At 41.2% G+C, this 21,521-nt stretch carries 22 protein-coding genes; all 22 read left to right on the top strand.

Going from position 1 to position 21,521, the window contains the following annotated elements; genetic code table 11:
- Nucleotides 1-69 precede the first annotated feature (69 nt).
- The 22 genes from flhA (at nucleotide 70) to NR125_RS02360 (ending at nucleotide 21,293) form a co-directional block, all read left to right on the top strand.
- Nucleotides 70-2,106 (top strand): flagellar biosynthesis protein FlhA, encoded by a 2,037-nt coding sequence (flhA, locus tag NR125_RS02465; RefSeq protein WP_009330741.1) that lies wholly within the window; start codon nucleotides 70-72, stop codon nucleotides 2,104-2,106.
- Nucleotides 2,103-3,251 (top strand): flagellar biosynthesis GTPase FlhF, encoded by a 1,149-nt coding sequence (gene flhF, locus NR125_RS02460; protein ID WP_034295725.1) that lies wholly within the window; start codon nucleotides 2,103-2,105, stop codon nucleotides 3,249-3,251. The genes flhA and flhF overlap by 4 nt, the downstream gene beginning before the upstream one ends.
- Nucleotides 3,248-4,120, top strand: a complete 873-nt coding sequence (locus NR125_RS02455) for a MinD/ParA family protein (RefSeq protein ID WP_009330739.1) — start codon at nucleotides 3,248-3,250, stop codon at nucleotides 4,118-4,120. The genes flhF and NR125_RS02455 overlap by 4 nt, the downstream gene beginning before the upstream one ends.
- Nucleotides 4,121-4,126: 6 nt before the next feature.
- Nucleotides 4,127-5,224, top strand: coding sequence for a protein-glutamate methylesterase/protein-glutamine glutaminase (locus tag NR125_RS02450; RefSeq protein WP_009330738.1), 1,098 nt, complete (start codon nucleotides 4,127-4,129; stop codon nucleotides 5,222-5,224).
- Between the two features lie 19 nt (nucleotides 5,225-5,243).
- Nucleotides 5,244-7,280 (top strand): chemotaxis protein CheA, encoded by a 2,037-nt coding sequence (locus NR125_RS02445; protein WP_034295723.1) that lies wholly within the window; start codon nucleotides 5,244-5,246, stop codon nucleotides 7,278-7,280.
- 32 nt (nucleotides 7,281-7,312) lie between these two features.
- A complete protein-coding gene (locus NR125_RS02440) occupies nucleotides 7,313-7,789 on the top strand; it encodes a chemotaxis protein CheW (RefSeq protein WP_009330736.1) in 477 nt (158 codons plus the stop codon).
- The gene (locus tag NR125_RS02435) at nucleotides 7,786-8,427 is read left to right on the top strand and encodes a chemotaxis protein CheC (RefSeq protein ID WP_009330735.1); all 642 of its coding nucleotides are present in this window, start codon (nucleotides 7,786-7,788) and stop codon (nucleotides 8,425-8,427) included. The genes NR125_RS02440 and NR125_RS02435 overlap by 4 nt, the downstream gene beginning before the upstream one ends.
- Nucleotides 8,420-8,917 carry a chemotaxis protein CheD gene (locus NR125_RS02430; protein ID WP_009330734.1) on the top strand — a complete coding sequence of 166 codons (498 nt, stop codon included), beginning with the start codon at nucleotides 8,420-8,422 and terminating at the stop codon, nucleotides 8,915-8,917. The genes NR125_RS02435 and NR125_RS02430 overlap by 8 nt, the downstream gene beginning before the upstream one ends.
- Before the next feature lie 209 nt (nucleotides 8,918-9,126).
- The gene (locus tag NR125_RS02425) at nucleotides 9,127-9,882 is read left to right on the top strand and encodes a FliA/WhiG family RNA polymerase sigma factor (protein ID WP_009330732.1); all 756 of its coding nucleotides are present in this window, start codon (nucleotides 9,127-9,129) and stop codon (nucleotides 9,880-9,882) included.
- Between the two features lie 4 nt (nucleotides 9,883-9,886).
- The gene (locus NR125_RS02420) at nucleotides 9,887-10,081 is read left to right on the top strand and encodes a hypothetical protein (protein WP_009330730.1); all 195 of its coding nucleotides are present in this window, start codon (nucleotides 9,887-9,889) and stop codon (nucleotides 10,079-10,081) included.
- A 151-nt stretch (nucleotides 10,082-10,232) separates the two neighbouring features.
- The gene (locus tag NR125_RS02415; RefSeq protein WP_226280705.1) at nucleotides 10,233-10,424 is read left to right on the top strand and encodes a hypothetical protein; all 192 of its coding nucleotides are present in this window, start codon (nucleotides 10,233-10,235) and stop codon (nucleotides 10,422-10,424) included.
- 223 nt (nucleotides 10,425-10,647) lie between these two features.
- On the top strand, nucleotides 10,648-10,959 hold the full coding sequence (locus NR125_RS02410; RefSeq protein WP_009330726.1) for a hypothetical protein: 312 nt from the start codon (nucleotides 10,648-10,650) through the stop codon (nucleotides 10,957-10,959).
- 9 nt (nucleotides 10,960-10,968) lie between these two features.
- Entirely contained in the window at nucleotides 10,969-11,568 is a 600-nt protein-coding gene (locus tag NR125_RS02405) for a DUF6115 domain-containing protein (protein ID WP_009330724.1), read from the top strand.
- A 147-nt stretch (nucleotides 11,569-11,715) separates the two neighbouring features.
- Complete coding sequence (gene rpsB, locus NR125_RS02400) at nucleotides 11,716-12,417, top strand: 30S ribosomal protein S2 (RefSeq protein ID WP_009330721.1); 702 nt, start codon at nucleotides 11,716-11,718, stop codon at nucleotides 12,415-12,417.
- Between the two features lie 190 nt (nucleotides 12,418-12,607).
- The gene (tsf, locus tag NR125_RS02395) at nucleotides 12,608-13,489 is read left to right on the top strand and encodes a translation elongation factor Ts (protein WP_009330719.1); all 882 of its coding nucleotides are present in this window, start codon (nucleotides 12,608-12,610) and stop codon (nucleotides 13,487-13,489) included.
- 117 nt (nucleotides 13,490-13,606) lie between these two features.
- Nucleotides 13,607-14,332: a UMP kinase gene (pyrH, locus tag NR125_RS02390; RefSeq protein WP_009330717.1), complete on the top strand. Its 726-nt coding sequence runs from the start codon at nucleotides 13,607-13,609 to the stop codon at nucleotides 14,330-14,332.
- A complete protein-coding gene (frr, locus tag NR125_RS02385; protein ID WP_009330715.1) occupies nucleotides 14,332-14,889 on the top strand; it encodes a ribosome recycling factor in 558 nt (185 codons plus the stop codon). Before pyrH ends, frr begins: the two co-directional genes overlap by 1 nt.
- A gap of 350 nt (nucleotides 14,890-15,239) precedes the next feature.
- The gene (locus NR125_RS02380) at nucleotides 15,240-16,019 is read left to right on the top strand and encodes an undecaprenyl pyrophosphate synthase (RefSeq protein ID WP_009330713.1); all 780 of its coding nucleotides are present in this window, start codon (nucleotides 15,240-15,242) and stop codon (nucleotides 16,017-16,019) included.
- A 17-nt stretch (nucleotides 16,020-16,036) separates the two neighbouring features.
- On the top strand, nucleotides 16,037-16,831 hold the full coding sequence (locus NR125_RS02375; protein WP_009330712.1) for a phosphatidate cytidylyltransferase: 795 nt from the start codon (nucleotides 16,037-16,039) through the stop codon (nucleotides 16,829-16,831).
- Nucleotides 16,832-16,963: 132 nt separating this feature from the next.
- On the top strand, nucleotides 16,964-18,106 hold the full coding sequence (locus NR125_RS02370) for a 1-deoxy-D-xylulose-5-phosphate reductoisomerase (RefSeq protein WP_009330711.1): 1,143 nt from the start codon (nucleotides 16,964-16,966) through the stop codon (nucleotides 18,104-18,106).
- Between the two features lie 81 nt (nucleotides 18,107-18,187).
- Nucleotides 18,188-19,450, top strand: coding sequence for an RIP metalloprotease RseP (rseP, locus tag NR125_RS02365; RefSeq protein WP_019381777.1), 1,263 nt, complete (start codon nucleotides 18,188-18,190; stop codon nucleotides 19,448-19,450).
- A gap of 139 nt (nucleotides 19,451-19,589) precedes the next feature.
- On the top strand, nucleotides 19,590-21,293 hold the full coding sequence (locus NR125_RS02360; RefSeq protein ID WP_071156610.1) for a proline--tRNA ligase: 1,704 nt from the start codon (nucleotides 19,590-19,592) through the stop codon (nucleotides 21,291-21,293).
- Nucleotides 21,294-21,521: the final 228 nt, after the last annotated feature.

Below are 21,521 nucleotides of genomic sequence, written 5' to 3'. Positions count from 1 at the left end.
GCGCCTAGCCCCTCGAGGTGTCGGGGGTGAGCAAGGCGCTTGCGCTTTTCTTGTAAGGAGAGAGTTTCGATGCAAGTAAGAGACTTATCAGTATTGATGAGTGTAATTTTAATAGTAGCCATGCTTATTATACCTTTTCCGCCATGGCTTTTAAGTGTACTGATCATCATTAATATTGCGCTTGCACTTATGGTTTTGCTGACAGCCATGAATATGAAGGAAGCGCTCGAATTTTCCATTTTTCCTTCGTTAATATTGTTAATGACATTATTCAGGCTGGGGTTAAATGTTTCTACGACCAGATCCATTCTATCAGAAGGGGAAGCCGGTAAAGTTGTTGAAACTTTTGGCTCTTTCGTAACCGGAGGAAACGTCATTGTTGGTCTTGTAGTTTTCTTAATACTCATCATTATCCAGTTTATCGTTATTACGAAGGGATCTGAGAGGGTCTCCGAAGTAGCTGCGCGTTTTACACTTGATGCGATGCCGGGTAAACAAATGAGTATCGATGCAGACTTGAATGCAGGTATGATCTCAGAGCATGAAGCCCGGGAACGCCGCGAAAAAATCAGCCGTGAATCTGATTTTTACGGTTCAATGGATGGTGCGAGCAAATTTGTTAAAGGTGACGCCATTGCTGGGATCATCATAACTCTAATAAACCTTCTGTTCGGAGTGGTCATCGGGATGATGCAGCTTGGGCTTCCGTTTGGAGAGGCAGCCATGAAATATTCGACGCTTACGGTTGGTGACGGAATTGTCAGCCAAATCCCGGCACTGTTAATTTCCACTGCAACAGGTATTGTGGTTACAAGGGCAGCATCTGATGGAAATATTGGTAAAGATATTACTTCCCAGCTGTTTGCTTATCCGAAAATGTTATATGTTACTGGCGGTACTATTATTCTTTTAGGTTTACTGACACCAATAGGGCTAGTGCTAACTTTGCCGATTGGCGGCTTAATGATTTTCGGAGGTTACACGATTGCAAAGACTCCCCAGCCTGATAAGGAACAATTGCTGGAGATGGAAGAAGAAATTGAAACCGATGAAATGAAAAGTCCTGAGAGTGTGGTTAATCTTTTAAATGTAGATCCAATTGAATTCGAGTTTGGCTATGGGCTGATTCCTCTTGCCGATACGAATCAGGGCGGTGACCTTCTGGACAGGATTGTTATGATCAGGAGACAGCTGGCGATCGAATTGGGACTTGTCATACCTGTGGTAAGGATACGTGACAATATTCAGCTGCAGCCGAATGAATATAGGCTGAAGATAAAAGGAAATGAAATGGCACGCGGCGAGCTTCTGCTCGATCATTATTTAGCCATGAGTCCTGGTATTGAAGATGATAGCATAGAAGGTATTGATACGATTGAGCCATCATTTGGTCTGCCGGCAAAATGGATAACAGAAGAAATGAAAGAGCAGGCAGAAATATTTGGCTATACAGTCGTTGACCCTCCATCTGTTGTTTCTACTCATATTACAGAAGTAATAAAAAGCAATGCCCATGAGCTATTAGGCCGCCAGGAAACAAAACAGCTGATTGACCATGTCAAGGAAAGCTATCCAATCCTTGTTGAAGAGGTGACCCCAAACCCATTGTCAGTGGGGGAAGTTCAAAAGGTGCTTGCGAAATTATTAAGGGAAAACGTTTCAATCCGGAATTTGCCGGTTATTTTTGAAACACTTGCTGATTTCGCAAAATCTACAAGTGATACAGACCTGCTTACCGAGTATGCCCGTCAGGCTTTGGCCAGACAAATTACTAACCAGTTTTCACAGCAGGGTGACTCCATAAAAGTCGTAACCCTATCAGGGAAAGTCGAGAAATTGGTTGCAGAAGGTGTTCAGCAGACAGAGCATGGCAATTATTTATCCATGGACCCAACAGTATCGCAGAATATCCTGGAATCCATTGCTTCGCAGGTGGAACAGCTTTCACTGATGGAGCAGACGCCAATTGTCCTTTGTTCTCCAGCAGTCAGAATGTACGTCAGGCAATTAACGGAAAGGTATTTTCCGCAAATACCGATTCTTTCCTATAACGAACTGGAAGCAAATGCGGAAGTTCAGAGTGTCGGGGTGGTGAATATTGATTGAAGGTAAAAAAGTTTATGGCAGCATCGATGCCTGATGCGATGAAACAAATCCGGATGGAGCTAGGCAAGGATGCTGTAATTCTAAATTCAAGAGTAGTATATACCGGCGGAGTTCTGGGCTTTTTTAAAAAAAGGAATATTGAAGTAATGGCCGCGCTGGATGCAAATCAGGAATCAGAACAAAAGCCTTCGGTAAAGCCGGCAGCTGTCCAAGATCATTCAGACGATTACAAGGGGAATGCAGAAGATGCTCAATTTTCCAGCTTGAAAACTTCAGATGAGCTGATTAGGGAGATAAGCAGCCTGAAACAGATGATGTCCTCTTTGGCCAGTTCAAACCAGGCAATTCCTGTTCATCCCGAAGCGATAAGAAAAGCCCAGTTCATTCTTGATGAACAGGAAATTGATAAGTCCGTTCAGGATCATGTTCTTCAAGCATTGCTGGAAAAATGGTACCTGCGCGGTGCGAATGCTAAGGATTCTGAAATAGATGCCTGGCTGCACGAAGAACTAATAAAGCAAATAGAGGATATTCCATTCGAAGGGATTTCTTTCAGCAAAAAATATATCAATGTAGCAGGCCCAACAGGAGTTGGAAAAACCACTACATTGGCGAAAATGGCAGCAGAGTGTGTTATTAAACATAGAAAAAAGGCTGCATTTATCACAGCCGACACTTACAGGATAGCAGCGATCGATCAATTAAAAACCTATGCAAGTATCCTGAACATGCCTTTGGAAGTTTGCTATACAATAGAAGATTTCAGACAGGCTGCCGATAAACTGAAAGAATTTGACGTGGTTTTAATTGATACAGCAGGGCGGAATTTCAGAAACAAACAGTATGTAGAAGATTTAAAGAATGTCATTGATTTTGAAAATGAAATGGAAACCTTTTTAGTGCTTTCACTAACCTCGAAACAAAAGGATATGGAAGAGATCTATAATCAATTTTCAATTATAGACATTGATAAGCTTATCTTTACAAAGGCAGATGAAACGTCAACTTATGGTTCCATGTACAACATAATTCATAAATATAAAAAAGGTGCCGCGTATATTACAAATGGACAGGATGTTCCTGATGATATTCTGATGGCAGGGCCAGAGGCTATTGTAAAACAACTAATGGGGAATAAGAAATGAACGATCAGGCAGAAAGGCTAAGAACCAGGCTGAAAGAAGAAGACAGCCGAAATCATCAAGTTAAAACAATAGCAGTTGTAAGCGGAAAAGGGGGAGTAGGCAAATCCAATTTCTCATTAAATTTTTCCATTTCCCTATGCAGAACTGGCCACAGGGTATTGTTATTCGATTTGGATATTGGTATGGGGAATCTTGAAATTCTAATGGGAAGGTCGGCTAAATATTCGATTGCTGACTTTTTAGAAAAGAATATCCCATTGAAAAATATTATTTCTGAGGGTCCTTTTGGACTTGACTATATTGGCGGAGGGACTGGCCTTTCGCATTTTGTGAAACTGGATGCTGGGCAAATTTCAAGATTCACAGACGAACTTGCTGATCTCATCCAAAACTATGATTATATCATCTTTGATATGGGTGCAGGCATTACAGAGGAATCGGCTAAGTTCATACTCTCGGTCCAGGAAATTGCAGTTATTACGACACCTGAACCAACGTCTATCACTGATGCATACTCTGTAATGAAACATATACATCTTTTGGATGGGACAATCCCATTTCATTTGGTCATTAATCGATCTGAAGGAGAGAGAGAAGGGAAGGAAACGTATAAGAGGATTTCAGCTGTCTTATCAAGATTTTTAGGGAGAAAGGCTGACCTCTTAGGAATCATTCCGGATGATCGCAGCGTACAGCAGGCTGTTAAACGGCAAATCCCTTTCATTTTGCATCAAGGGAATTCAGCTGCTTCAAAAGCAATTCGGAATATGACTGAGAAAGTTGGCGGCAGGCCTATCGGACATACTGGTGAACACCATTCTGTCCAATTTATATCAAAACTGAAAGAATTTCTTTTTAATAGGGGGTGAACCAGCATGAAGACAGTCAAAGTGCTTGTAGTAGATGATTCAGCCTTTATGAGAAAACTGATTGGGGATTTCCTTTCTGAAGATGACAGAATTCAAGTTGTCGGGACAGCCAGAAATGGGGAAGAGGGACTAAGGAAGATAAAAGAATTAAATCCTGATGTAGTAACCATGGATGTTGAAATGCCGGTTCTAAATGGCCTGGAAGCTCTAAAAATTATTATGAAGACCATGCCGGTCCCTGTAGTGATGCTTTCAAGCACCACGAAGGAAGGTGCTGAAAACACCTTCACAGCTATGGAATATGGTGCAGTAGATTTTATTGCCAAGCCATCAGGTCCCATTTCACTGGACCTGCATAAAATAAAAACTGAATTAACAGAAAAAATAGTGCAGGCGAGCAATGCAAATATGAAAGGGCTGGTTAAATTTCCGGCTAAAGGAAAAAAAACTGCTGTATTACAGCAAAAATTTAGTAAAATAGAACCATGTCAATTTATGCAGATCGGCCGTTCTTCTTCCGTATCGAGTTCAAATCTCAGAAAGTTAATTTGCATAGGTACTTCCACAGGCGGACCGCGGGCTCTTCAAAAAGTGCTGTGTGACCTCCCTGGAAATCTGAATGCGCCGGTACTCATTGTTCAGCATATGCCTGCCGGATTTACGAAATCGCTGGCCAGCAGACTTAATGGTTTATCAGATTTATCGGTAAAGGAAGCCGAGGATGGTGATATTCTTCAGAACGGCACGGCATATATAGCTCCAGGAGGCTTTCATCTGACAGCTGCAAGATTAGGCAAGGATCTTGTTGTCCATCTGGATGATTCACCGCCAAGGAACGGACACAGGCCTTCAGTTGATGTGATGTTTGAGTCCTTAGGTGAAATCAAAGGGATTCAAAAAATTGCTGTCATCATGACAGGAATGGGTGCAGATGGAAAAAATGGCCTGATGGAAATGAAGAAAAACGGTGAAGTAAAGGCTATTGCTGAATCAAAAGAAACATCGATAGTATTTGGAATGCCAAGAGCGGTGATTGAATCCGGTCTGGCAGATGATGTGCAGAATATTGAACATATAGCAGAATCCATATTGAAATTTGTTTAAAGCCGAGGGGTGCAGGCACATGGAGATGAATCAATATTTAGAGGTATTTATTGAAGAAAGCAAGGAGCATTTGCAGGCGTGCAATGAGCAGCTTCTGGAATTAGAGAAAAATCCTGAGGATATCAAAATAGTTAATGAGATCTTCAGATCAGCGCATACGCTAAAAGGCATGTCAGCCACTATGGGGTATGAAGATCTCGCAAATCTAACCCATCAAATGGAAAATGTGCTTGATGCAATCAGAAATCAGAAAATAAAAGTGAATGCTGAAATTCTGGATGTCGTTTTTCTGGCTGTTGATGATCTTGAAGCAATGGTCCAGTCAATTGCAGAAGGCGGTGACGGCAAAAGGGATGTTTCCGAAGCTGTAGAAAAATTAATGCTGATCGAAAAAGGGGAAAGTCCGGTGCAGTCTGCAGCAAGAGCCGAAACGGCAGCAGCAATTGCAGAACCGCAAGGAATGATCAAGAGTACATATGATGATTTTGAATGGACAGTTATTCAGCAATCCAAGGAGCAGGGCTTTGAATCCTATGAAATATCAATAGCATTGCGGGCAGATTGTCTGCTGAAAGCCGCCAGAGTATTTATGGTTTTTGAAGTACTTGAGAAGAGCGGGGAAGTGATCAAAGCCACACCTTCAGTTGAGCAGCTTGAAGAAGAGCAATTTGATCAGGAATTTTCTGTAACAATTGTTACCAAAGAAACGCCTGAAGATATCCGTCAAAAACTTTTGAAGGTATCGGAAGTGGAAAGAATTGAAGTGCTGCGGCTATCTATGGAGAACTACAGCACTCAGGAAGCTTTGAAAGAGGCAGAAGCTGCACCGCCTGCCGCGGAAGTGGCCGCAGAGGCTGCTTCAGATATGCCAAAAGAGGACAAAAAAGCCCCAACAGTAAAGCAGGTTAGCAATAAAACGATTAGGGTAAATATCGAGAGATTGGATATCCTTATGAATTTGTTTGAAGAATTGGTGATTGACAGGGGACGGCTTGAACAAATATCCAAGGAATTAAACAATCAGGAACTGCATGAAACGGTTGAGCATATGTCAAGGATCTCAGGAGACCTTCAGAATATTATTCTGAATATGCGCATGGTCCCAATAGAAACGGTATTTAATCGTTTCCCAAGAATGGTCAGACAATTGGCAAGAGATTTAAATAAAAAGATCAATCTCGAAATAGTCGGGGCAGAAACCGAACTAGACCGGACTGTTATTGATGAAATTGGCGATCCGCTTGTTCATTTAATTCGAAATGCACTGGACCATGGGGTTGAAACGCCGGAAGTCCGCAAAGAAAACGGAAAGAGTGAAGAAGGAAATGTCGTATTAAAGGCATATCACAGCGGCAATCATGTGTTCATTGAAATAGAGGACGATGGTGCAGGTATAAACAAAGATAAGGTTATAAAGAAAGCACTGAAAAACGGCATCATTACAGAGCAAACAGCTTCTGCTCTAACGGACAAACAGGCTTATGAACTGATTTTTGCTTCTGGCTTCTCGACTGCGGATAAAATCTCAGATGTTTCCGGACGGGGTGTGGGGCTTGATGTTGTAAAGAATACAATCGAGTCATTGGGAGGATCAGTTTCAATTGATTCAAAAGTGGGGCAGGGTTCCATTTTCTCCATACAGCTGCCATTAACTTTATCCATTATTTCAGTCATGCTCGTTGAGATTGAGAAGGAAAAATATGCAATCCCTCTATCGTCTATTATTGAAACAGCTATTATCAGAAAAGAAGACATCTTAAGTGCGCATAATCAAAAGGTGATTGATTTCAGAGGAAAAGTGGTTCCGCTCCTATCTTTGAAGGAAATCTTTGAAGTGCCATCTGAGAATCATGAAGAAGAATTCATTTCCGTTGTCATCGTCAGAAAAGGGGAAAAGATGGCAGGGCTTGTTGTAGATTCCTTTATTGGACAGCAGGAAGTGGTTTTAAAATCCCTTGGAAACTACTTAACCAGCGTATTTGCCATTTCCGGTGCAACCATTTTAGGTGATGGACAGGTCGCCCTGATAGTGGACTGCAATGCATTGATTAAATAATTAAGATTGACGTTTATAAAGGAGTGAACAGGATGAGTGAAACGGCAGCCGCAGATTTAAAATTGATTGTATTCCAGCTGAAAGAGAAAGAGTATGCAATTCCGGTGAATCAGGTGCGTTCAATTGAAAAGGTTGAGCATATAACCCGGGTTCCACGAACAGCAGGCTTTGTAAAAGGAGTAATCAATTTACGGGGGGTTGTAACGCCGATTATTAGTCTCAGAAGCAGATTTAATCTGGAAGAGGCTGAATATAATGAGCATTCACGAGTAATTATCGCGGTATTGGATGATATGGAAGTTGGGCTGATTGTAGATTCTGCAAATGATGTCATTGATGTGGACCTTGAATCTATTGAACCCCCGCCGGAGGTAATCGGTACTGAAGAGGCCGATTTTATCAAAGGTGTAACGAAAATCGATAAGCGATTATTTATTCTGATAGATTTGGAAAGAGTCCTGAATCCTGAAGAGTTGACAGCCCATGATGGACAAGGGATAGCGGGATGAGTTTTCTAGACAAGAATATCAGCAGCTTGAAATTGGATATTCTTAAAGAAATCGGGAATATTGGAGCTGGGCATGCGGCGACTGCATTATCAACGCTTCTCAATAAAAAAATTGATATGTCTGTGCCGGATGTGAAAATTGTTTCTTTTGATGAAATGATCGATATGGCTGGAGGGGCAGACAATGTAGTGGCCGGGGTGTTTCTGAGGATAGACGGAGACGCCCCAGGCAGCATGTTTTTTGTACTGCCTCTTGAACAGGCTGAAATCTTCATTCGGGAACTGCCTGGAAACATACCTTTCTGTGCAGATGAATTGCCATATGATGAGCTTGCCCTATCGGCACTGCAGGAGCTTGGAAACATTCTCTCAGGCTCTTATTTATCTTCTTTATCTGATTTTACCAAACTATCACTTTTCCCCTCTGTGCCAATGCTGAGCATTGATATGGTGGGAGCAATAATTGGCACGGGGCTGCTGGAAATTTCACAGTTGAGCGATTACGCGATTGTAATTGATACAGCTTTAAATGAAGAATTTCAAAATACGGATGCTGTAAATGGCCACTTTTTTTTGCTTCCCGATCCTGAATCATTTCAAATCATTTTTAAGGCCTTGGGAGTCCCGGATCATGAATAATCTTCTTGAAGTTGTAAAAGTAGGCATCGCAGATATGAATATTGTTAAAACCCCCAGCTTAATCAGGACATCAGGACTTGGTTCCTGTGTAGGTGTGGTTCTTTATGACCTTAGCGCAGAAATTGCCGGACTTGCACATATTATGCTGCCTGACTCCTCTCTTGCCAAAGGTGCAAGCTTTAATTCAGCTAAATATGCTGATACTGCAATCAGGGACTTAGTGAGCCTTCTGGCGAAAGGCGGGGCAAGGCCTTCAGGATTAAAAGCGAAGATTGCCGGTGGAGCCCAAATGTTTAAGTACTCCTCCGGAAGTGATTTAATGAGGATTGGTCCCAGGAACGTAGAGGCAGTAAAACAGGAACTTTCATTCTTGAAAATTGCCATTTTAGGTGAAGATGTTGGGGGCCACAGCGGCAGAACAATCGAATTCAACCCTCAATCAGGTGAATTGATGATTCGGACTGTAAACAAAGGCCAAATGATTATTTAAGTTCCTGTTTTTAATTATGTGCAGTTTTTAGAGAATCAGCTTTTTTTTTCCGGCTTTTTATAAATCTCTCCAATAACCTCTCCGAAGAACACGTCCCCTCTTTATGGGTTAAAAGCGAGCGGTGAAGGCTGAAGTTAATATTTTTATAGGAAACATTTTGATATACTAACAATAGTTAATAGAAATGGAAACGTTTGAGGAGGATGGCCATGACAGACCTGATAACCGAAGAAAGCACATACTGGGCTAAATGGGTCGACTCTCGTGATGCTCAAGCGGGGAATTTTCTTGTGAAAAAATATTTGCCTCTTGTAAGCTATCATGTACAGCGGATATCCGCTACCCTGCCGAAGAATGTTTCAAGAGATGATATTCGTAGCCTGGGGCTAATGGGGTTATATGACGCTCTGGAAAAATTTGATCCTGCAAGAGATTTGAAATTTGATACATATGCTTCTTTTCGCATTCGCGGTGCAATTCTGGATGGATTAAGGAAGGAAGATTGGCTTCCGCGAAGTACGAGGGATAAAGCGAAAAAAATAGATGCTGCCATTGAGAAGCTGGAGCAGCGGCTGATGCGCAATGCAACTGTGCATGAAATTGCTGAAGAAGCAGAGATGCAGGAAGATGAAGTGTATTCTGTTATGAATGAACATTTTTACGCAAACATCCTTTCAATTGATGAACAGCCCGATGCTGACGAAAAGGATGGCAGCTACTCCATTAAGGATGAAAAAGCAATTATTCCAGAAGAAAAGGTATTAAAGAATGAACTTTTGGAAGAAATGGCTGAAAAAATCTTACAATTAAATGAAAAAGAGCAGATGGTGCTAAGTTTATTTTATAAAGAGGAATTAACACTGACAGAAATTGGCGAAGTGATGGGCCTATCTACCTCCCGTATATCTCAAATTCATTCAAAGTCAATTTTTAAGCTGAGGCAGCTGCTGGAAAAAGCAATATAATCTAGTGTCATTTCTTTCTGCAAAGGAAGGAATCAGCATGAAAAGCCAATTTCAAATTTTAGTTGATGCTCAACGTTTAGCTGCATTGATTCAGCCGTCAGATATTAAACTTGATAGAGCCGTCCACCCTGAAGATTTGTACAAACTGCTTGCTGACGAAAAAATCACATTTGGTATGAGCGAAGAAGTAATCCAGTGAATCTGCAGAAATCCTTTCTCAGTGGAATACCCCATTCTATTATCAAAAGGAATTCCTGCAGAAAACGGCAGTGATGCATATCTGTTAAAATTAAAAGCTGGGCAATCACCTATTTACTAAAACGGAGCTTTTTACAGGGATGGACACCGATTTGGATAAGGCCGATAAAGCTCTCCTAAACGAATCAGCCAAACTGCAAGAAGCAATCAAAAAGCTGGATAGTATTGATGGAAGACTGACAGAAATGGCAAGGCTTACAGGAAAGCTGTCGGAAGAACATAGAATCATTATTCTCAAACAAAGGGCAACCAAAGCTCATTTGCAGGTTAAATTGACCAAATAAATGAAGAGCTACCGAACTGGAAAAAGATAAAGATGAAAAATGAAAGCTTCGATTGTTATTTATGGGAAGGTCTATCCAAACACTTCTATGCATTTTGGAAAATATTCAAAAGTGATTCGCCAGACAATTCAAATCTTCAAAGTTCCATTTTTCAAAGGGAGAAATAAGAAGTAATCCTTTAGAAACAGGGAGAAACGATCCTTTATTAAGGAAGTGATCCGGGATGAGTTTAAAATCAATAGAAATGCAGATAGCACTGCCGAGAACGTTTGACGCAGGTAAAATCCAGGAACAGCTTCAGCAGAGGGGACAGACAATAAGCGGGTTTGCTGCCGAGAGTATACGGGAAAATGCTGAGAAGCAGCGGAAGACCGTGATCAAACATGAGCAAAAACAAAATGTCAATCTTGGCAATGATGACAGCGAAAGCCAAAATGATGCCGGGGGACATGAACGGAAAGATAATCAGAAAAAAGACAGCAATGAAATACAGAACCATCCATACAAAGGGAAGGTTATTGACTACAGCGGATAGAGGGATATCATGACAGCTTTTCTATTAGCTATTAGCCTGCTGCTGAATATTGTAGCGTTATTAGCCATTATTTTGCTGTTTCTGCGTCAGAACAAATTAATGGAAACAGAGAAAAAACAGGAAAAAATGCTTGTTGAAATGGAAGAAGTCATATCTTCTTACCTAATTCAAATGAAGGAAGAAAACGATGACTTTATTAACAAATTTTCGCAGATAAATGCTAAAAACCAATCATTTGTAAAAGAAAAAAGCATCAGGGTAAATCCCGAAAGAAAAAGTGATGAAAATATAGCTAAAGCTGCTGAGAAATCATTGCGATTAGCCAGAGCATCCGTATATCAGGCATCTAAAGCCTACAAAAAGAACTTGAGGGCTGCGGAGGAAGAATCGAATGAATCAGAAGGTTTAGCATCTTTAAAGGTACCTGAATCTGTAATGCAGTCAGATAACAGTCAGCGGGTTAAAGAAGAGATTCCTTCATCAATGGAAGATCAAGTGCTTATGATGAAAAAACAGGGACTGAATGTGGAAGATATTGCAAAGAAATTAGGAAAAGGGAAGACAGAAATCGAGTTAATGCTTAAATTTCGTCAAAATCAGCAAGAATAGCTTGATTGTGAAAAACACTTATGCTATATTAACAAATGGTGTTAATACACACGCTTATGGATTTAGCCGGATGGTGCTGTTCAAATGCAGTTGCCGGCTGAAAATGATATGGGCGGAGGAACTAAAAACCATTAGGAGGAAACACAAATGTCAGTAATTTCAATGAAGCAATTGCTTGAAGCTGGTGTACACTTCGGACACCAGACTCGCCGCTGGAACCCTAAGATGAAGAAATATATCTTCACTGAGCGTAATGGCATCTACATCATCGACCTTCAAAAGACTGTTAAGAAGGTAGAAGAAGCTTATAACTTCGTTAAGGAGCTTGCTGGTAACGGCGGCACAATCCTTTTCGTAGGAACTAAGAAACAAGCTCAAGATTCTGTTAAAGAAGAAGCAATCCGTTCTGGTATGTTCTATGTGAACCAGCGCTGGTTGGGTGGAACTTTAACAAACTTTGAAACAATTCAAAAGCGTATTGCGCGTTTAAAGGATATCGAAAGAATGTCTGAAGACGGAACTTTCGAAGTTCTTCCTAAAAAAGAAGTTGTTCAATTGAAGAAAGAGCAAGAGCGCTTAGAGAAGTTCTTAGGCGGAATCAAAGATATGAAGAGCCTTCCGGATGCTCTATTCATCATTGACCCACGCAAAGAGCGCATCGCTGTTGCAGAAGCACATAAATTAAACATCCCTATCGTTGGTATCGTTGACACTAACTGTGATCCGGATGAAATTGATGTTGTCATTCCTGCAAACGATGATGCTATCCGCGCTGTTAAATTGTTAACAGGCAAAATGGCAGATGCTATCCTTGAAGCTAAACAAGGTGAAGAAGTTACAACTGCTTAATAGAAAAGCGGAGGCGCCTTGGAGCGCTGGAGCTGAACTGCTCTAAGGTGCTTTTTTCTTGATTTAAAAGAAGGTGATAAGAGGGAGCACCCTTTATCACCTTTTTTTAAAGAAAAGGCAAAGTTTAGTTTTCCATACAGCTATAAATGGTAAAGATATTATTACATAACTCATTAAGGAGGATCTCATAATGGCAATTACTGCTCAAATGGTTAAAGAACTTCGTGAAAAAACAGGCGCAGGCATGATGGACTGCAAAAAAGCACTTCAGGAAACTGAAGGTGATATGGAAAAAGCAATCGACTTCCTTCGTGAAAAAGGAATCGCTAAAGCTGCTAAGAAAGGTGACCGTATTGCTGCAGAAGGTCTTACTTCTGTTAAAGTAGACGGAAACGAAGCTGTTATCCTTGAAGTAAACTCTGAAACAGATTTCGTTGCCAAAAACGAAGGGTTCCAAACTCTTGTTAAAGAAATCGCAGAGCATTTGCTTTCTGTAAAGCCTGCTTCTGTTGAAGAAGCAGCTGGCCAGACAATGGCTAACGGTGCAACATTAGAATCTCACATCAACAGTGCGATTGCTAAAATCGGAGAAAAGCTTTCTCTTCGCCGCTTCGAAATCAAAACAAAAACTGACAGCGATGCTTTCGGTGCGTACCTTCACATGGGCGGACGCATTGGTGTGCTAACAGTTCTTGAAGGAACAACTGACGAGGATGCAGCGAAAGATGTTGCAATGCATATTGCTGCCCTAAACCCAAAATATGTATCTCGTGATGAAGTATCACAGGACGAAGTAGAGCGCGAGCGTCAAGTATTGACTCAGCAAGCTCTTAACGAAGGCAAGCCTGAGAACATCGTTGCTAAGATGGTAGAAGGACGCCTTGGCAAATATTTCGAAGATGTTTGCGTAAATGACCAGGCTTTTGTTAAAAACCCTGATCAAAAAGTAGGGAAATTCGTTGAATCTAAAGGCGGAAAAATCCGTGAGTTCGTTCGCTACGAAGTTGGAGAAGGTATTGAAAAGCGTGAAGACAACTTCGCTGAAGAAGTAATGAACCAAGTTAAGAAGTAAATTTTAATATTAATTAATTCAGCTATGATTCAGGGAACACTTGGTGTTCCCTGTTTTTCAGAATGAGATAAAATTAAAAAGCAATGGTGAGTTTTTATACTACATATGGAGGTTCTTATGAGCAGCCCTAAATACAAACGCGTGGTCTTGAAATTAAGTGGAGAAGCTTTAGCAGGGGAGCAAGGATTTGGAATTAATCCTTCAGTGATTAAATCAATTGCTGCACAGGTTAAGGATCTGGCTGCATTAGGTGTTGAGGTTGCCGTTGTTGTCGGCGGAGGAAACATCTGGCGCGGAAAGATTGGAGAAGAAATGGGTATGGACAGGGCAAATGCCGACTATATGGGAATGCTTGCTACTGTCATGAACTCATTGGCGCTGCAGGATAGCCTCGAGAATCTCGGAGTGGAGACGAGAGTTCAAACCTCAATCGAGATGAGGCAGGTCGCTGAGCCGTACATCCGCAGAAGAGCCATCCGCCATCTTGAGAAAAAGCGGGTTGTGATCTTTGCTGCAGGAACCGGAAATCCTTACTTCTCTACTGATACAACAGCAGCATTGCGAGCTGCAGAAATTGAAGCAGAAGTAATTCTAATGGCGAAAAACAATGTGGATGGCGTCTATTCAGCTGACCCTCGCATTGATAAAAATGCTAAAAAATATGATGAGCTTTCCTATCTTGATGTTTTGAAAGAAGGATTGGCTGTTATGGATTCTACAGCTTCATCTTTATGCATGGATAACAACATTCCATTAATTGTGTTCTCAATTATGGAAAAAGGCAATATTAACCGCGCCGTAATGGGTGAAACAATCGGAACAATCGTTAGGGGGAAAAAATAATGCCAAAACAAGTTATTGCAGATGCAAAAGAAAGAATGACTAAAGCAATTTCAGCTTATACAAGGGAGCTTGCGAGCATCCGAGCAGGTAAAGCAAATGCTTCATTGCTTGATCGCATTACTGTTGATTACTATGGTGCACCGACTCCTGTAAATCAGCTAGCCGGGGTATCTGCTCCAGAAGCGCGCCTTTTAGTCATTACTCCTTATGACAAATCCATTCTTGGAGAAATTGAAAAAGCCATCCTTAAATCTGATATCGGCTTAAATCCGTCTAATGACGGCAGTGTTATCAGACTGGCTATTCCTCAGCTTACTGAGGAACGCCGCAAAGACCTCGTGAAGGTTGTCAAAAAAGAATCGGAAGACGCAAAAGTTGCTATCCGCAATGTTCGCCGCGATGCCAATGATGACCTTAAAAAGCTTGAAAAAAATGGAGATATCACAGAAGATGATCTTCGCGGTTTTTCTGATGACATTCAAAAACTTACTGATGATCACATCAGTAAGATTGACGAATTAACAAAAGAAAAAGAAAAAGAAATTCTTGCAGTCTAATGACTCTATACTGAGAACCCTCTATCAATAGGGGGTTCTTTTACTCTTTGGGAGCTACATAATCAGTTTGTGTATTTGCATGCTGACTTCGCTGGAATATGTATAGAAGCCAGTATTCCTATCCTGAATTTAGTTTCTGGTAACATACTCTTTTATAGAGATATATTTTTTTATTTTTGGTATGATATTATCATGCGGAAAGAGGCAATATCATAATTTACCATTAGAATAATCTCTAAAAGATACTATGAATGAATATCAGCTATCAATCATCCGGGATCAAGCCCCTGCTGATTGAAGTTTCACTTATCTTTTATCGGAGGATTAACCTATTTTAAAGGAGCAGACTTATGTTTGATAAAATGAAGTTATGGAAGTCCCAAAACAGTTCTTCCGATCTCCGAGAGAGAGTTGAAAAAATAAAAGAATTGCAAATCCCTGAGCATGTTGCCATCATTATGGATGGAAATGGAAGATGGGCGAAGAAAAGAGCTCTTCCAAGAGTTGCCGGCCATCATGAGGGAATGAAAGTTGTCCGAAAAATTACCAGATTTGCAAGCGATATTGGAGTAAAGACCTTAACTCTATATGCATTCTCTACTGAAAATTGGAAAAGGCCTAAAATGGAAGTGGACTTTCTTATGAAACTGCCTGAGGAATTTCTGGGAACTTTCCTGCCAGAGCTGGTAGAAGAGAATGTGCAAGTAAGAATGATTGGTTATTTTGACCACCTGCCTGCCCATACCCGAAATGCAGTTTCCAAAGCGATGGAAGAGACAAAAAATAACACAGGCCTGGTGTTGAACTTTGCACTTAATTATGGAAGCAGAGCCGAAATACTCGAAGCCGTCAAGCATGTCTTAAATGATTGCAAAAGTGGTATAATGGATGAAAATGAATTGAATGAAGAAAAATTCTCATCCTACCTCATGACGGGCGGACTGCAGGATCCTGATCTGCTGATTCGTACAAGCGGTGAAATCAGATTAAGCAATTTTATGCTTTGGCAGCTTGCGTATACAGAATTCTGGTTTACAGATGTATTGTGGCCGGATTTCAATGAAGAGCAAATGCTCGAAGCAATCGAAGTATTCCAAAGCCGCCAAAGGCGTTTTGGGGGAGTACAATAAAGGTGTTGAAAAATTGAATGAAGCAGCGTATTATCACAGCAATTATATTCGGTGCAGTCCTCCTGCCAGTCATTATCTTTGGAGGCATGCCAATAATCATCCTGGCATACTTGCTGGCATCCATTGCACTATATGAACTATTGAAAATGAGAAATTTAAGTTTATTCTCGATTCCAGGCATTATTTCTTTACTATTATTGTGGGTTTTCCTATTGCCTAAAGAATTTCAGTCAATCCTGGATGATTTGAATTATACAAAAATTGAGGTAGCTCTTTTTGGGGTGCTTCTTTTCCTAACGTATACTGTTGCAACAAAAAATAAATTTACTTTTGATGATGTGGCTTTTTCGATTATGTCTACTTTATATGTTGGCATTGGGTTTTTCTATTTTATTGAGACCCGCTTCGCAGATCAGGGTTTGACATATCTCTTTTTTGCATTATTTCTTATTTGGGCAACAGATTCAGGTGCCTACTTTATAGGAAAAGCAATGGGAAAGAAGAAGCTTTGGCCTGAAATCAGCCCGAATAAGACTGTGGAAGGGTCACTTGGTGGTGTGGTCTGTGCTCTTGCCGTTGCGGTATTATTTATTATCTTCACAGATATTGATGAGTCCATGCTGGGATTATTAGTGATTACAGCAATCTTGTCAGTGTTCGGGCAAATAGGGGATTTAGTGGAATCAGCATTAAAGCGTCATTATAATGTAAAAGACTCAGGAAATATTCTGCCTGGCCATGGCGGAATTCTGGACCGCTTTGACAGCTTATTATTCGTCCTGCCATTGCTGCACTTTTTTCACTTGCTCTAAAGCTGGTGGCCAGGGAGCAGTCCGCATTTGATTAATAGATAACTGTCTAGCTCCAGCGCCTGCCCCCTAATGGTGTCAAACCAATATTCGGAGGTGGGCAAGGCGCTTCCGCTTTTCTTTTAGGAGGAGACTATGAAACATATCAGTTTAATGGGTGCAACAGGGTCGATTGGGACACAGACCCTTGATATCATTAAGGAACACCCAGAAGAATTTAAGCTAGCAGCCATGTCTGCAGGCAGAAATATAGACCTTGCCCGGAAAATTATCTCTGACTTTCAGCCGGAACTTGTCTCACTATCAGAAAAAAGTTCTGCAGATATTCTTAAAGCTGAGTTTCCCGGCATAACATTTACATATGGACATGAAGGTTTGATAGAAGTAGCTGTTTATCCAAAATCTGAAATACTGGTTAATGCAGTTTTAGGCAGCGTAGGACTTGATTCCACATTGCAGGCGATTGAGGAAAAAAAGACAATCGCCATCGCAAATAAGGAAACCCTTGTGACTGCCGGCCATCTGGTCATGGAAGCAGCAAAGCGAAACGGTGTTATGCTTCTTCCTGTAGACAGTGAACATTCGGCTATTTTTCAATCCCTTCAGGGGGAAAAAGAGAAAAATATTGAAAGGCTCATTTTGACAGCTTCTGGAGGAAGCTTCAGAGACCGCTCACGCAAGGAATTAGAAAATGTGACAGTTGAAGAGGCACTTAATCATCCGAATTGGTCAATGGGAGCAAAAATCACCATCGATTCTGCTACCATGATGAATAAGGGACTTGAAGTAATTGAAGCACATTGGCTTTTCTCCATGGATTACAGTAAAATTGACGTCCTTCTTCATAAAGAAAGTATTATCCATTCCATGGTTGAATTTCATGACAGCAGTGTAATCGCACAGCTTGGCACCCCGGATATGAGAGTACCGATTCAGTATGCTTTAACTTATCCTGACAGGCTCCCGCTCCGAACAGCAAACCGGCTGAATCTTGCTGAAATTGGCAAGCTCCATTTTGCAGAAATGGACTTTGAGCGCTTTCGCTGCCTGAAGTTTGCCTATGAAGCCGGAAAAGCTGGCGGATCAATGCCAGCTGTATTAAATGCTGCAAATGAAGCTGCTGTTGCTGCATTCTTAGATGGAAAGATTACCTTCCTGCAAATAGAAGATTTCATCGAAAGAGCACTGGCCAGCCATAATATTATCTCAAATCCAAGTCTTGATGAGATCCAGGCAACAGATTTGGAAACGAGGAAATATGTTAACTCGCTTCTATAAGCTTGCGTTCAAATGGCTGCAATAAATTTATTAACACTCACCAGCACATTTGAACAACCTCTAAAAAAAGGTGGTTAAAACTTGAGTACAGTAATAGCCTTTATTGTTATTTTCGGGGCACTGGTATTTTTCCATGAACTGGGACACTTAATTTTTGCAAAAAGAGCAGGAATTCTCTGCCGCGAATTCGCTATTGGATTCGGCCCTAAAGTGTTTTCCTTTAAAAAAGATGAAACAGTTTATACGATTCGTCTATTGCCAATAGGCGGGTTTGTGCGCATGGCCGGTGAAGATCCCGAGATGGTGGAAATTAAACCTGGCTACCGCATCGGCCTGATCCTTGATGATAACGAGGAAGTAAGCAAAATTATTTTAAACAATAAGGATAAATATCCAGATGCAAGAATAGTTGAAGTTGAAGATGCTGACATTGAGCATGCCCTTGAAATAAAAGGGTATGTTGAGGGTGAAGAGGAAGAGTCAATCCAAGTTTTTAAAATCAGCCGTTCAGCTGTGCTGGTTGAGGATGGAACAGAGACGCTCATTGCCCCGTATGACCGTCAATTTGCATCAAAGACATTGGGCCAGAGAACAATGGCGATTTTCGCAGGCCCGATGATGAATTTTGTTCTGGCTTTTATTGTTTTTGTACTAATAGCCTTATTGCAGGGTATTCCGACTAATGAACCTGCACTAGGCAAGCTGACCCCTGATGGTGCAGCTTATGAAGCTGGGCTTAAGGAAGGCGATTTGGTTCAAAGTGTCGATGGAGCAGAAATTTCAAGCTGGTCAGATGTAGTAGAAATCATTAGACAAAACCCAAGTGAAGAATTGGAGTTTTTGGTGGAAAGAAACGGCCAGGAACATACAATACCGGTTACTCCGAAGGTTCAGGATGTTGAAGGCGAAAAGATTGGAATCATTGGAGTATATAGTCCAATGGAGAAATCACCTTTAAAGGCCATTACCTATGGAGCTAAGGAAACCTATTTCTGGACTAAAGAGATTTTTGTCATGCTAGGCAAGCTTGTCACTGGACAGTTCTCAATTGATGCATTATCAGGCCCGGTAGGTATCTATGTTTCAACAGATACAGTAGCCAAATCAGGTATCTATTACTTAATGAAATGGGCAGGTATCCTAAGCATAAATCTGGGAATTATGAACCTGCTTCCAATTCCGGCTCTCGATGGCGGAAGATTAATGTTCTTTGCTGTTGAAGCTGTAAGAGGGAAGCCAATTGACCGCCATAAAGAGGGAATGGTCCACTTTATTGGGTTTGCCCTTTTAATGCTATTAATGCTCGTGGTCACTTGGAATGATATTCAGAGATTTTTCCTGTAAAAACTTAGCAGAGCTGCATGCAGAAGAAGGATGAGGGCTCTGGTCTTTAGGAAGCTATTAGCTTTTTCTGAAGACCGGGAGACCCTTCTTTTGTTGAGGAAGCAGATTCATTACATATTTTTAATTGAGGTGCAAATAAATGAAACAGAGCATGACGCTTATTCCTACATTAAAAGAAGTGCCTGCAGATGCGGAAACCAGAAGCCACCAATTATTGCTGAGGGCTGGTTTTATCCGCCAGAACGCAAGCGGAATTTATAGCTATATGCCTTTAGCGAAAAAAGTTCTGCAAAAGGTTGAAGCTATTATCAGAGAAGAAATGGATAATGCAGGGGCTGTCGAGCTTCTGATGCCAGCCCTTCAGCAGGCTGAACTATGGCAGGAATCCGGGCGCTGGTATACATACGGACCTGAACTGATGAGAATGAAGGATCGCCATGAGCGAGAGTTCGCTTTGGGTGCCACTCATGAAGAAGTGATTACCAGCCTGGTTCGTGATGCAGTAAAATCATATAAGAAATTACCATTGGCTCTTTATCAGATTCAGACAAAGTTCCGTGATGAGAAGCGTCCTCGCTTTGGGCTTCTTCGCGGGCGTGAGTTTATCATGAAGGATGCCTATTCCTTTCACTCAAATCAAGAAAGCCTTGATGAAATGTATGATAAACTTTTTACAGCTTATTCTAATGTGTTCAGACGCTGCGGCCTGAATTTCAGAGCTGTCATTGCTGACTCGGGTGCAATGGGCGGTAAAGACACACATGAGTTTATGGTTCTTTCAGAAGTTGGAGAAGATACTATCGCATACTCAGATACTTCCGAATACGCTGCCAATATTGAAATGGCTCCGGTTCTTGCACAATACTCAAAGAGCAATGAGGAGCCTCAGGAACTGGAAAAGGCAGCAACAGAAAACAAAAAAACAATTGAAGAAGTTTCAACTTTCCTAAACGTGGCTAAAGAGCAGTGCATAAAGACGCTTCTTTTTAAAGCTGATGAAAAATATGTTCTTGTTCTTGTCCGCGGTGACCATGAAGTAAATGACATCAAGCTTAAAAATCTGCTTGAAGCCGCTGCCGTGGGGCTAGCTGATGCCGAAGAGACTAAGCAAATTCTTGGCTGTGCTGTTGGTTCTTTGGGACCTATTGGAGTGAAGGATATTGAGATCATTGCAGATCATGCAGTGGAAGCCATTGTGAATGGTGTATGTGGCGCAAATGAAGAAGGAATTCATTATGTCAATGCTAATCCAGATCGTGATTTCTATGTAACCCGATATGCAGATCTCCGTTTCATTCAAGAGGGCGACCCTTCACCAGATGGACAAGGAACGATTCAATTTGCCAAAGGAATTGAAGTTGGACATATCTTTAAGCTGGGCACCCGCTATAGTGAGGCAATGGAAGCGACTTTTTTAGATGAAAATGGGAGAACACAGCCAATGATTATGGGCTGCTATGGCATCGGAGTTTCCCGTACTATGGCTGCAGTTGCCGAACAGTTCAGCGATGAGAACGGCTTTATCTGGCCGCGCTCCCTGGCTCCATTCGACTTGCATCTCATCCCTATTAACATGAAGGACGAAACTCAGTCTGCAGTTGCTGAGGAATTATATACAATGCTAAAGCGTGATCGCTATGAAGTATTAATGGATGACCGCCAGGAACGTCCCGGTGTCAAATTTGCAGATTCCGACCTTATCGGTTTGCCAATCCGCATAACTGTGGGCAAAAAAGCTTCTGAAGGCATCGTTGAAGTGAAAGTTAGAAAAACAGGTGAAATGCAGGAAATTCACAAAGATCAGCTTGCAGATAAAATTGCTGAAATGATGTCTGCAATATAAAAATATGGGCAGTGTTCATTTTGATTTAGACGAAAAAACGGGTTCCAAAATGGAATCCGTTTTTTCATTCACTATCTGATTCGATATGTTATAATTAAGTCCGTCTGTCCATTTCTAAATATGGCGGTGCTTATTTATTTTCAGTTTTCTAACATTATAACAATATTTCTAATGCTGAGTTGATTGGAGTGGAGGGTACTTGATCCTCGAAAATGCTTTCGCATTTTC

Source organism: Cytobacillus sp. Bac17 (assembly GCF_024519925.1).
GTDB lineage: Bacteria > Bacillota > Bacilli > Bacillales > Cytobacillaceae > Cytobacillus > Cytobacillus pseudoceanisediminis.
Note: the sequence above shows the minus strand (reverse complement) of the source record. Positions and strands in the feature narration are given on the sequence as shown.